This window comes from uncultured Clostridium sp., from assembly GCF_947039605.1.
In the GTDB taxonomy this organism is placed as follows: Bacteria; Bacillota; Clostridia; order Clostridiales; family Clostridiaceae; genus Sarcina.
This window is the reverse complement of the sequence record NZ_CAMQZG010000001.1, coordinates 89,933-103,236: the sequence shown is the minus strand read 5'-3', so window position 1 is coordinate 103,236 and position 13,304 is coordinate 89,933. Positions and strand designations below refer to the sequence as shown.

Below are 13,304 nucleotides of genomic sequence, written 5' to 3'. Positions count from 1 at the left end.
AAAAAAGATTATAGCTAATGATTTTATGATTATTTTATTTAAATATATAATTTAGTATATAATTTAAAAGGAAAACATAATTTTATAGAGATTTGTTTCAAGATTTGGGAGGATTTAGGCTAGATATGGGAAATTTAATTGAAAAAGCATTTGAAAAATGGTACAGATTTTATAAATTGATAAATAATAAAGAAAGTTTTAATGAAAGTGAAAGCATTGTTGCAGCCCTTAGAATAAAAGGTGCTTTAGAAGAGTATTTAAATAATAGAGAAGATCTTCGTGATATTTTAGAGGCTAAAGGAATTAGTGATAATGGAATTTCTGATAGACGAATATCGTATGTTGCAAATGATAGAATGTATATAGATAGTAGAATAGATTTAGAAAAAGGTATTAGAAGTAATGCACAATATAACGAATATATTTTTAACTATGTTAAGACAATAGTTTTTGAAAATATAGATATTTATTTTGAGTATTGTGAAAATATTTTGGAGGAGAGTGAAGTTGAAAATATAAAAAGTACTGCACTAGAATTTACTGAAAATAAAAATTTAGTGAAAAAAACATTGAAGTTATTATATCTTTTTGCAAATTCAGAAAGAGAAAATACAAGGAAGAAGGATATAGAGGATTTCATTAAGTTTTCTATAGTAAATATGGATGATTATTTTTCAACAGAGAGTATAGCTAAAACGCTTGTGGAACTAGAAAAGAAAGAAATGATACATATAGATTGGGCTGGAAGTTATTCTATTATTAGTGAAGCTAAAAAGAGATTTTCAAAAGTCTTAGATATGAAGTATAAGGAAGTTACTGTAGAGGAAAGAAATATATATATTTCTGATATTATAAAAGAAAAATTACAGATGATAATTGAGTATATAGGTGATGATAATTTAAATATTAATATAGATATAGATGGGAATAAGATATATCAGGCTAATAGTGAGTTTATACTGAAAATAGATAATTATACAAAAGAGAATAGAGATATAAGAAGAGGATATTATGTTTTAAATACAAAGCAATACAAAAATATTTTATTTTGGTATGGTAAAAGAATTTTAGATTTAGAAGATAGAATAAAGTATGTGATTGCTGAGGGAAGAACAATAAATGCTTTGCAAAATGAGTGGAAAATAGATGAGAAAAAAATAGGGTTTATTAAAGAAAAAAAAGAGCACTATGAAAGGATTTTAAGTGAAATAAAATCAGATGTAGAGAATGGATTTAAAAATGGCGGGTGTATTTATAGAGGTGAAGATAAAAAAATAGTTTATAATGACTCAATAGTAGATTTATTTAAACAACTTCTTAAAATTTTTGAATAGTGTAAAGAAAATATCCTTAGAACATATATGTTCTAAGGATATTTTTATATTAAGCTTAAAAAGCCCAGTTACCATTTTTGAATATTTGAAGAGTTTCTCCATTTTGAAGTGTTGCAATGATTGATAAATCTTTTGTACCAAGCATAAAGTCAACGTGAGTTAATGAATCATTAGCTCCTTCTTTTGCAAGTTCCTGTGTTGTCATATCTTCACCTTTTTCTATACATACTGAGTATGCTCTACCAAGGGCAAAGTGACATGATGCATTTTCATCATATAATGTGTTATAGAATATAACACCTGAGTTTGATATTGGTGAGTCAAAAGGAACTAGAGCAACTTCACCAAGTCTTTTAGCACCGTCATCAGTGTCTAAAAGATGAGCAAGTGTATCATAACCTTTTTCTGCTGTAAAATCTACAACTAAACCATCTTTAAATGTTAGTGAGAAATTATCAATTAAGTTTCCACCATAGTTAAGTGGTTTTGAACTGTGTACAATACCATTAACACCATCAAGTTTTGGAAGTGAGAATACTTCTTCTGTTGGTATGTTAGCTATAAAATCATGTCCAGCTTTATTTTCTTCAGCTCCACCAAGCCATAAATGTTTTTCAGGAAGTTCAAGAACTATATCAGTTCCGATACTATTTGTGTAGTGAAGTGATTTTATTCTTTTTGAATTTAAGAAATCCATTTTTTCTTTTAAGTTATTTTTATGCTCTGTCCAAGCCGCGATAGGGTCTTCTTTATCAACTCTTACGATTTTAAAGATTTGTTCCCAAAGTTTATCTATAGCTTCCTCTGTGCTTACATTTGGGAAGACTTTTGTAGCCCATCCAACTGTAGGTATAGAAACTATTGACCATGAGTTTACATTTGACATAAGTCTTTCGCTAAAATCTCTTGTAGCGATACTTGATGCTTTTCTAAATGTTGATATTTTTTTGGGATCAACATTTTTTAAAAGCTCAGGATCAGAAGCTGAGATACTAAGGAAAGCAGCACCTTTTTCAGCATATGAAAGGTTTGAGTCTACAATCCATTGTGGGAACTCTTCAAACACTTCCATAGGAGAGTAATCAAATTTAAGTTTTCCTGTTTGCTCATCATTCCAATGAACTACAACTTCTTTAGCCCCAACTTCGTAAGCTTCTTTTACTAATTTTCTTGTGAAATCTGCACATTCTATTGGTGATTTTATAACAAGAACTTGATCTTTTTGTATATTAATACCGATTTGAACTGCAAGTCTTGCATATTTTTCTAATAATAAATCTAAATCTTTTATCATGCGTTACACACCTTTCTTAAATTATATTTAAGCTTATTATAATAAAATATATAGATAATAACAAATATATGTTTATATTACTTACTAATTATTTTTTGGCAAATCATTAGTGTTTTTATTCATGTAATAAATATTTTTGATTCCATCATAAAACATATCACCAAAATCAGAGGTACATCCAAAATCAATTAAAAAGAATTCACCATTAATAACCCCCCAAGAGCGAGATGCAAAAATATCTTCTGTGTATAGGTGGAAGCTACTAATTAATTGTTTTAAGTCTTCTACAGCAGTTGTTTCTGGTCTAAAGTCACGAGGATTAACAAAAGCATGCTTTCCAAGGATTTTATTATAAGGGACAGCTTTTGCCATAATTATTATTCTGTCATTTGAGTAATAAATTGGGCAAAGATATTTTTTTAGGTGTGGTGGACAGTTTCCATAGATGTATCTTTCTACAAAGTTTTGGTGATAGCCATCATCATTTTTAGCAACTTTTATGACATATTTATCATCAAGAGAGAAGACTTTTCTAGCAATGCCCTCACCAAGAAATTTATAGTTTTTCTTTAATTTTTTTATTGGGCAATTATTTAATTTATTTATAAAATCTAAGTTAAGTTCCATTTTGTTCTCCATGTAAAATGTTATACTTTAAAATATGATAGAGAGGGGATATGGGAACCTAAATAGTAGATAATAATGAAGATTACGTTTATAATATAAGTATTGTAAAAATGGCTTAATAGTAGACGTTTTAAAATTTACAATGTTAAAGAGGGGGATGAATTTTGAAAAAATTATTAGATAGTTTTTTGGAAAAGAATAGAGAACTTGTAAAGGAAGGTAATGTTGCAACATACATACCAGAACTTGCAAAAGCAGATAAAAATGACCTTGGTATATGTGTGGTTACACTTAAAGGTGAAGTTTATAAGTCAGGACTTGCAGATAAGAAGTTTACAATACAAAGTATTTCAAAAGTAATATCTCTTATGCTTGCAATTTTAGATAATGGAAAAGATAATGTTTTTGAAAGAGTTGGTGTTGAACCAACAGGAGATAGTTTCAATAGTATAATAAATTTAGAAATAAGACATAGTGACAGACCTTATAACCCAATGGTTAACTCAGGTGCTATAGTAACAACTTCTCTTATTGAGGGTGACTCAAAAGAGGAAAAGTTTGAAAGGATTTTAGAGTTTACTAAAAGAGTAACAGGAAATGAAGATATTACTGTTAATGAGGAAGTTTATAAATCAGAGTGTGAGACAGGAAATAGAAATAGAGCACTTGCATATTTCTTAAAGAGCAATAACTTTTTAAGGGGGAATGTTGATGAAGTTTTAGATGTATATTTCAAACAATGTTCTATTGAAGTGACAACAGAAGATTTAGCTAAGTTTGGAGCAATGCTTGCTAATGAAGGGGTTTTACCTTGGAGTGGAGAGCGAGTTATATCAAGAGATGTGTGTAGAATAGTAAAAACTATAATGGTTACATGCGGAATGTATGATGATTCAGGTAAGTTTGCAGTACATATTGGAATACCAGCAAAGAGCGGAGTTGGTGGAGGTATTATGGCTTCTGTCCCAAGAAGAATGGGGATTGGAGTTTATGGACCTGCACTTGATGATAAAGGAAATAGCATTGGTGGAAAAAATATATTAAGAGATCTTTCAGAAGAATTAGATTTAAGTATTTTCTAAGATACTTATAATATGTTTACAAAGTGGCAAGAATAAATAATTATGACTGAGAAAATGGAGGCGTAGAATATGGAAAGATTACTTATACTAGATGGTAACAGTTTGCTTAATAGAGCGTTCTATGGAATACCTCTTTTAAGCAATAAAAATGGAGTATATACTAATGCAGTATTTGGTTTTACAAATATGCTATTTAAAATGAAAAATGATATAGCACCAGATCACATAGTTTGTACATTTGATAGAAAAGCACCTACTTTTAGACACCTTGAATATAGCGAGTATAAAGCTGGTAGAAAAAAAATGCCAGATGAACTTAGAGGTCAATTTCCAATAGTTAAAGAAATATTAGAAAAATTATCTGTGACTATATATGAAATGGATGGTTTTGAAGCTGATGACCTTATAGGAAGTCTTGCAAAATATGCTGAGAGTGAAGGTATGGAAGTCTTTATAATGACAGGGGACCATGATGCACTTCAACTTGCAACTGATAATACAAATGTTTGTATTACTAAAAAAGGTGTAAGTGAAATAGATTGCTTTGATAAAGCAAGAATGATAGAAGATTTTGGTGTTACACCAACACAATTTATAGATGTTAAGGGGCTTATGGGAGATAAATCAGATAATATCCCAGGAGTACCAGGAATTGGTGAGGTAAATGCTTATAAACTTATACAAGAGTATGGTTCAATAGAAAATACAATTATGAATGCAGAAAATATAAGTGGTAAAAAAATAAGAGAGAACTTAATTGAGTATACAGAACAAGCAATATTCTCAAAAAAACTTGCGACTATAAATGTTGATGTTCCAATAGAGTTTGATTTAGATGAAATACGCTCTGTAGGTAATTATGATTTAGATGGACTTAAAAGAATGTTTACAAAACTTGAAATAAAGATAGCAGATGCTAATATTGCAAAGTTTGCAGGTGTTAGTGTTGAGGATTTAAAAGCTGAAGAGTTTAAATCAGATATTATAGAAATAGTAACGACTAATGACTTAAAAGAATTAATAAATTCTCTAGATAAAGAGATATTTATAAAGTTTACGGCTAAAAATGAAGAATTATATTCTACAATAGCATTTGAAAAAATATTTATAAATAGTAATGAGAAAAATTATGTTCTTTTAATGGAGTCACTTGTAGATTTAGAGGCTAAAAGTTTATTAAAAGAGTTATTTGAATCAGAAGATATCAAAAAAACATTTTATAATGCAAAAGTAGCTATGAGAATTTTATCAAGAGATGATATTGAGGTAAAAGGGTTAGAGTTTGATATAGAACTTGCAGCTTATCTTTTAGATTCATCAAAAGGTAAATATCCTATGATAAACCTTATTGAGATTTATCTTGAGGAATATCCTAATTTTGAAGAGGATCAAAAAGATATAGTTGAGATTACTTATTTAGCAAAGCTTGCAGCAGTTCTTAAAGAAAAAATAAAAGAAACAGAAATGGAAGAGCTTCTATATGATATAGAATTACCGCTTACAAGGGTTTTAGCAGCAATGGAGGAAATAGGTTTTACTGTTGATAGAACTATGCTTGATGAGCTTTCAGTAAGGTTTAGAGGTGAACTTGATAGAACTCAAAAGGAAATATATGAATTGTCAGAGGAAGAATTTAATATAAATTCTCCAAAACAGCTTGGAAAAATTTTATTTGAGAAGTTAGATCTTCCAGTTATAAAGAAAACTAAGACAGGATATTCAACTAATGCAGAAGTTCTTGAAAAGCTAAATGATAAACATCCGATAATAGAGAAAGTAGTTTATTATAGACAACTTGCAAAAATATATTCAACTTATGTTGAGGGCTTAAAAGCAGTTATAGATGAAGATGGTGCAATTCACTCAAACTTCAATCAAACTATAACAACAACAGGAAGACTTTCATCAACAGAGCCAAATCTTCAGAATATACCTATTAAGTATGAAATGGGTAGAGAGATAAGAAAGGTATTTACAGCTAGAGGTGAGGAGCAATGTATACTTTCAGCCGATTATTCACAGGTTGAACTTAGAATACTTGCACATATATCAGAAGATAAAAATATGATAGATGCATTTAATCATCATTCAGATATCCATACAAAAACAGCTTCAGAGGTATTTAATGTGCCAATAGAGGATGTTACATCAACAATGAGAGGAAGAGCGAAAGCTGTTAACTTTGGAATTGTTTATGGAATGAGTGATTTTAGTCTTGCAAAGGACCTTAATATTACAAGAAATGAAGCTAAAGAGTACATGGATATTTATTTTGATAGATACCCTAATATAAAAGTATTTATAGAAAATGTTATAAATGAAGCACAGACAAATGGCTATGTAAAAACTATTTATAATAGAAGAAGATTTATACCAGAAATAGCTGCATCTAATAAGATGGTAAAAGCAATGGGTGAAAGACTTGCAATGAATGCTCCTATACAGGGGACAGCAGCAGATATTATAAAAATAGCTATGGTTAATGTATGGAATGAACTAGAGAAAAGAAAATTAAAAAGTAAGCTTATATTACAGGTGCATGATGAACTTATACTAAATGTTTATAATGATGAGTTAGAAGAAATTAAAGCTCTTATTAAGGATGAGATGGAGAATGTTGTAAAACTTGATGTTCCTCTTGATATAGATATGAATATAGGTAAGACGTGGTATGAAGCAAAATAGAAAGGGTGAGAGAAAGTGATAAAAATAGGTCTTACTGGAGGAATATGTTCAGGTAAGAGTACTATATCTTTAATGCTACAAAATGTAGGGTTTAAAGTTATAGATGCAGATGTTATTGCTAGAGAGGTTTTAGAAGAAAATCCATATCTTTTAAATGAAATAAAACTTCATTTTGGAGAGAATTTCTTTGATTGGAGAGGGGATTTTAGAAGAAAAGAATTTGGTAATCATATATTTAGATTTGCTAAAGAAAGAATTAAGTATGAGTCACTTATAATGCCTTATATAAGAAAAGCAATAGAGGCTGAGTTTGAGTTTCATAAAAAAAACAAAGAGAAACTTGTTATCTTAGATGGTGCAACTCTTATAGAAAATGGTTATAATGAAGAACTTGATATGATGATTCTTGTTTTTGTAAAACAAACAATCCAGATACAAAGAATAAAAGAACGTGATAAGCTTACTCAAAATGAGGCAGTTAATAGAATAAACTCTCAGTGGAGTATGGAAAAGAAAAAGGAACAATCAAATCTCATTATTGATAATAATGGGAATCTTATTAAGACTAAAGAGCAAGTTGATGATTTAGTTAAATTTTTAAAAATATATAAAAAGTAGGGGTTGCAATTGAAAAAAGCCTTTAGGGTGTTATTTTTCGTAGCAGTAATATATTTGATTTTTCAAGGTGGAATGCTTCTGTTAAAAGGTGCATTATTTCCAGCTAAATATAGTAATTATGTTGTGAAATATAGTAAAGAATATGATGTGAATCCAATGCTTGTTATGTCTGTTATGAAGGCTGAAAGTAATTTTAATGAAGATGCACAGTCAAAAAAAGATGCTAGAGGGCTTATGCAAATTACAGGAAGTACAGGAACTTGGATTGCAGAACAATTAGGGGTAAAAGATTTTAATGTTGATATGCTAAAAGAGCCAGAGGTTAGCATAAAGTTTGCTTGTTGGTATCTTAACAATTTAGATAAAGAATTTAAAAATGAGAATCTTGTTATAGCTGCATATAATGCAGGTAGAGGAAATGTGAAAAAGTGGCTTAATGATAATAAGTATTCAAAAGATGGGAAAAATCTTAATTATATACCTTTTAAAGAAACTGATAAGTATGTGAAAAAAGTAAATGCTTATAAGAATATATATACATCTTTATATGTAAAAGGTAGCAAATTTAGATAATCAAATAATTAAGAAGGATATAGTCTATATTTTAAGGTATAGGCTGTATCCTTTTATCATTTAGATTCATATAATTAATAAAGTAATATTATATGAGAGGAAGCAGATGAGTAAAAATTTTGATTACAGTTCAAAAGAAGTTTCTAAAAACATAGAAGATGGATTACAAACAGCTAAAAAAATAGGAGAAGGACATAATGGGGTTGTTTTCTTATTTGAAGATGGAAGAACAGTTAAATTCTTTAGAAGACATGATGCATGGCAGGATGAGTCATATATACTTAAAAAAGTGGATGGTTCAAAATTTTTTCCAAAGATTAAAGAAGTTGGAGATAATTATATAGTTAGAGACTATGTAGATGGTGAAAGACTAGATAAGTATCTTAGAACTCATAAAATGGATGAACGTTTAGCAGGTGCTCTTTATGAAATGACTATTGAGTTTGAAAAATTAAAATTTAGAAGACTTGATATAAGGTGTAAAGATATATTTTATAATATTGAAAAAGGAAAAGTTAAGATAATTGATCCTAAGAAAAATTATAGTAAAAAAGTATCATACCCAAGACATTTAATGAAAGGACTTTATAAAAAAGATGCTTTAAAAATATTTTTAAATTTTGTGAAGTCTGTGAATGTTAAAAAAGGTTCTACATGGGAAATTAAGATAGAGGGCTATTTAAAGTCAAATAAAAAGTAAACACCCTATTGAAAGTAATTTTATGATAAGCTTAAATTATAAATAAAATGTATTGATGGGGGAATTACGGATATGAGGAAAAGCTTTAAATTTATTGATAAATACTCAAAGACTATACAGTGCTATAAATGGACTATTGAAAATCCTAGGGCTATTATATATATATCACATGGCATGGCAGAAAATTGTATAAGATATGATGAATTTGCAAGTAGATTAAATAGGGAAGGATATAGTGTTTATTCACATGACCACAGGGGACATGGAAAAACAGATGAGAATGCAAATAGAGGATATATTGCTGATAGTGAAGGGTTTGAGGTTTTAGCAGAAAATATTTCAGAGCTTATAGATAATGCTAAAAGTGAAAATGAAGGCTTAGAGGTTATTTTATTTGCACATAGCATGGGTTCATTTGTTAGTCTTAGGTTCCTTGAGTTATATAGTGAGAAAATAAATAGAGTTATTTTATCAGGAACTAATGGAGAGCTTAAACCTATTGCAAGTATTGGGGCAATAATTGCAAGAATAGAAATTGGGTTGTTAGGGAGAAGACACACAAGTAAACTTATGGATAAACTTATATTTGGGGCGCATAATAATAAGTTTAAGCCTGCTAGAACAAATTATGATTGGATATGTTCTAATGAGAATTCAGTTGATGAGTATATAAAAAATCCTGATTGTGGATTTGTGTGTTCTGTCTCTTTTTATTATGATTTAATTAGAGGGGTAAATAAATTACATAGAAATGTAGAATTTGATAAAATAAATAAGTCTACTAAATTCTTTATATTTTCAGGAGATATGGACCCAGTTGGAGAACAGGGAAAGGGACTTGTATCTTTAGCAAATAAACTTAAAAAATACGGTGTGAATAATACAGAGTATAAGTTATATAAAGATGGTAGACACGAGATGTTAAATGAGAAGAACAAGGATGAAGTTATGAATGATGTTATAGAGTTTTTAGATAGAACATAACTTTATAGTGAAAAGAAAGTGACAGGTGAAGAATGGATAATAAACTTATTAATATTTATATAGAGAAAGGTGAAAAATCACATGATAAGGGGGAATACCTTAAGGCTTTAAATTACTATTTAAGGGCTGAGGGGCTTTTAGAAGAAGTTAATGATATAGAGCTAACTATTAATATAGCTCTTTTATATGACCAACTTTTAGAGGTTCAAAAGGCTAAAGAGTATTATATAAGAGCTATAGAAATAAATGATTCAGAGGCTAGGGCTTATTATGGATTAGCAGTTATATATGATGAGTGTGAAGACTATGAGAATGCAATAGATTATTATAGAAAAGCAGTTGAGATTAATCCTATCTATGATAGAGGTATATTCTTCCTTGCTAATGCACTTGATATATATGGAGAAAAGGAAGAGGCTATTGAGTGGTATAAGAAGCTTTTAGAGATATGCCCAAAGGATTTTTGGGGACATTTAAATCTTGGTTCTATATATGAGGAAAGAAATGAACTTAATAAAGCATATAGAATGTTTAATAAAGCTGTAGAGATAGATGGAGATAATTATATGGGGCTTTATAATATGGGGGTAATATATAAAAAGTTAAATCTTGTAGATAAAAGCAAAGCTATGTATGTTCGTGCTATAAAAAAGAACCCAGGACATGATAGTAGCTTTTTGAATTTAGCAGTTATATATAAAGAAGAGGGCGATATTGAAAAAGGTATAAGTATGCTTACACAAGGTATTAGCTTTAATCCAGTTTCAGAGTTTTTATATTATAATAGAGCTTGTTTTAGGTCTTTAAATGAAGAAGTAGAAAAAGCAACAGATGACATAATAAAGGCATATGAACTTTATAATGGTTTTATGGAGTATATTATAAAAGATGATGATTTAGTGAAAGTTAGAGAAACAGATGCTTTTAAAGAATTTCTTGTGAGAATTACAAGTAATTAGTCTAAATTTTACTTTTATAATTTTGAAATTTTGAAATTTTATATTATAATTAGATATACTATAAGACCTACAATATAGAAAAAATATTGTAGGTTTTCTTACTTAATGTTTTAAAAGTTCTAAAAAGGGCAAGTAATTAAAGTGTGAGTAGAGATGAAATAGAGGGATACTTAGGAGAGTGGTTTTTTGAAAAAGGTTATTATAGCAGAGAAACCGTCAGTTGCTAAGAATATAGCAGAGGCGCTTAAAATAACAAGTCGAAAAGATGGATACTTTGAGGGAAATGATTATTTAGTTACTTGGGCATTTGGACATCTATTACAACTTTTTGATGCTAAAGATTATGAGGAGAGTATGAAGTCATGGAAGCTTGAAAAGTTCCCATTCATACCAGAAAATTTTCAGTATAAAGTAAAAGTTGATTCTATGAATAGAACTATGACAGATAAAGGAGCAGAAAAGCAAATTAACACTATAAAATCTCTTATAGATAGAGATGATGTTGATGGAATTATATCTGCAACTGATTATGATAGAGAGGGACAGGTAATTTCAGATGAGATATTTATGTATTTCAATGAAAAAAAACCAGTTTACAGAATACTTTTAAATGAATGGACAGAAAAAGAAGTAGAGAAAGGTATGCAAAATCTAAAGTCTAATAAAGAGATGCAAACACTTCAAGATGCTGGTATAGGAAGACAGTGGGCAGATTGGATTATAGGGATTAACCTAACATCTGTTGCTACTATTAAATATAATTTAAATGATAATAAGATACTTAACATAGGAAGAGTGTTGCTTCCAACACTTAAGATTATTTATGATAGAGATAAGGAAATAGAAAACTTTAATGCTACAAGTTATTATAAAATGACTTCTAATTTTAAAACAGCAGAAAATAAAGAGTTTGAAGGTCTTTATTATGAAAAGAATAAAGAGGATAAACTTGATGAGAAATTTGAGGATAAAGCGTATCTTGATGTTATTGCTAAAGCTATTAAGGATGAAAAAGCTGAAGTTATAGAAAAGCAGACAGAAAAGAAGAAAGAATATCCACCATTTTTATTCAACTTATCAAATCTACAGGGTCATGTAACTAGTAAATACAAAGGATGGACTTCTGACAAGGTTTTAAAGACTGCACAAGCACTTTATGAGAAGAAGTTTATAACATATCCTAGAACAGGTAGTATATGCCTTGAGGAGAGTCTATTTGATAGAACTCAAAAGGTTCTTAATACACTTAAAATGGGATTGTCATATGAATCTGAAATTAAGTTTACTAAAAGTAAAAGAATATTTGATAATTCAAAGGTAGAGAGCCATAGTGCTATTGTTCCTACATATATGAAGCCAAATAATCTTACTAAAGAAGAAATGATAGTTTATTCATCTATAAAAAATAGATTTTTAATGCAGTTCATGCCAGTTGCTGAATTTGAAGAAACTAAGATAACATCAAAGGTTCATAAGGAAGAGGCAAAAGGTATATTTGTATCAAGAGGGAAAGTACAACTTGTAGAAGGGTGGAAGAAAGTAGAGAAGCAGGAAAGTAAAGATACTATTCTTCCTATGGTTGTAGAAAAAGAAATGGTTGATGTAGCAGAAGTTAAAGTAGCTAAAGTTACTAAAAAACCACCAAAACTACATACAGAAAAAACACTTCTAAGACTTATGGAAACTTGTGGAAAGAGTTTTAAGAAGAAAGCTAAAAAAGATGAGGTAGAATCTACTGATTCAGAAAATGAGAATGAAGAAAATACAGAGGATACATCAGATGAAATGATGGCTGCTATTCTTAGTGGGTTTAGTATAGGAACTCCAGCTACAAGAGCTGAGACTATAAAAAAATTAAAAGATATAGGGTATGTTGAGAGTAAAGGTAAAAACCTTACAACAACAGAACTTGGAAAGACTATTGTAGAGATATTCCCAGCAAAAGAACTTTTAGACCTTGAGTATACAGGAAGACTAGAAAAGACACTTTCTGATATAGAAAAAGGTATAGTTACAAAAGAAGAGTTTTTAAACCTTATAAAAGATTTCACAAAAAATGCAGTAGACCTTATTAAAAAAGATGAATCAGCACTTTGCAAAGTAAAAGTACAACTTGAAAAAGGTGTTGAGAGTCTTGGAAAGTGTCCTGTATGTGGAAATCCGATAGTTGAAGGTGATAAAGGCTATGGATGTAGTAACTGGAAGAGTGGATGCAAATTTACTCTTTGGAAAAATGATAAGTTCATAACAATGCTTGGAAAAGAAGTAAATGAACCTATGGTTAGAATTTTACTTGAAAAGGGAAGAGTAGGATTTAGAAATCTTAAAAGTAAAAAAGGTAATACTTTTGCAGCTTATTTAAGATATGTTAAAAATGAAAAGTCTGGATACTATAACTGGGAAATGGACTTTATAGATAATAAATAAAAAAAGTTGGATTCAATTTGA

At 29.3% G+C, this 13,304-nt stretch carries 11 protein-coding genes; 9 read left to right on the top strand and 2 right to left on the bottom strand.

The genetic code is table 11. The features are described from left to right. Positions 1-125 precede the first annotated feature (125 nt). Complete coding sequence (locus Q0V24_RS00480) at positions 126-1,334, top strand: hypothetical protein (RefSeq protein ID WP_297517450.1); 1,209 nt, start codon at positions 126-128, stop codon at positions 1,332-1,334. A gap of 55 nt (positions 1,335-1,389) precedes the next feature. On the opposite strand, the gene Q0V24_RS00475 is transcribed toward Q0V24_RS00480, so the two are convergent. Then, entirely contained in the window at positions 1,390-2,625 is a 1,236-nt protein-coding gene (locus Q0V24_RS00475; RefSeq protein ID WP_297517882.1) for an aminopeptidase, read from the bottom strand. Between the two features lie 87 nt (positions 2,626-2,712). After that, positions 2,713-3,255, bottom strand: coding sequence for a hypothetical protein (locus Q0V24_RS00470; protein WP_297517448.1), 543 nt, complete (start codon positions 3,253-3,255; stop codon positions 2,713-2,715). 164 nt (positions 3,256-3,419) lie between these two features. On the opposite strand from Q0V24_RS00470, the gene glsA reads away from it, so the two are divergent. The 8 genes from glsA to Q0V24_RS00430 all read left to right on the top strand — a co-directional run bounded on the left by glsA (position 3,420) and on the right by Q0V24_RS00430 (position 13,283). Beyond that, complete coding sequence (gene glsA / locus Q0V24_RS00465; RefSeq protein ID WP_297517446.1) at positions 3,420-4,337, top strand: glutaminase A; 918 nt, start codon at positions 3,420-3,422, stop codon at positions 4,335-4,337. Positions 4,338-4,406: 69 nt separating this feature from the next. Then, positions 4,407-7,022, top strand: coding sequence for a DNA polymerase I (gene polA, locus Q0V24_RS00460; RefSeq protein ID WP_297517444.1), 2,616 nt, complete (start codon positions 4,407-4,409; stop codon positions 7,020-7,022). 15 nt (positions 7,023-7,037) lie between these two features. Continuing rightward, complete coding sequence (coaE, locus tag Q0V24_RS00455; protein WP_297517442.1) at positions 7,038-7,640, top strand: dephospho-CoA kinase; 603 nt, start codon at positions 7,038-7,040, stop codon at positions 7,638-7,640. A gap of 9 nt (positions 7,641-7,649) precedes the next feature. After that, the gene (locus Q0V24_RS00450; RefSeq protein WP_297517440.1) at positions 7,650-8,213 is read left to right on the top strand and encodes a lytic transglycosylase domain-containing protein; all 564 of its coding nucleotides are present in this window, start codon (positions 7,650-7,652) and stop codon (positions 8,211-8,213) included. 106 nt (positions 8,214-8,319) lie between these two features. Beyond that, the gene (locus Q0V24_RS00445; RefSeq protein ID WP_297517438.1) at positions 8,320-8,913 is read left to right on the top strand and encodes a hypothetical protein; all 594 of its coding nucleotides are present in this window, start codon (positions 8,320-8,322) and stop codon (positions 8,911-8,913) included. A gap of 72 nt (positions 8,914-8,985) precedes the next feature. Next, positions 8,986-9,897: an alpha/beta hydrolase gene (locus Q0V24_RS00440; RefSeq protein WP_297517436.1), complete on the top strand. Its 912-nt coding sequence runs from the start codon at positions 8,986-8,988 to the stop codon at positions 9,895-9,897. Positions 9,898-9,929: 32 nt separating this feature from the next. Next, positions 9,930-10,856, top strand: coding sequence for a tetratricopeptide repeat protein (locus Q0V24_RS00435; RefSeq protein WP_297517434.1), 927 nt, complete (start codon positions 9,930-9,932; stop codon positions 10,854-10,856). 186 nt (positions 10,857-11,042) lie between these two features. Continuing rightward, positions 11,043-13,283, top strand: coding sequence for a type IA DNA topoisomerase (locus Q0V24_RS00430; protein ID WP_297517433.1), 2,241 nt, complete (start codon positions 11,043-11,045; stop codon positions 13,281-13,283). The last annotated feature ends 21 nt before the right edge of the window (positions 13,284-13,304 follow it).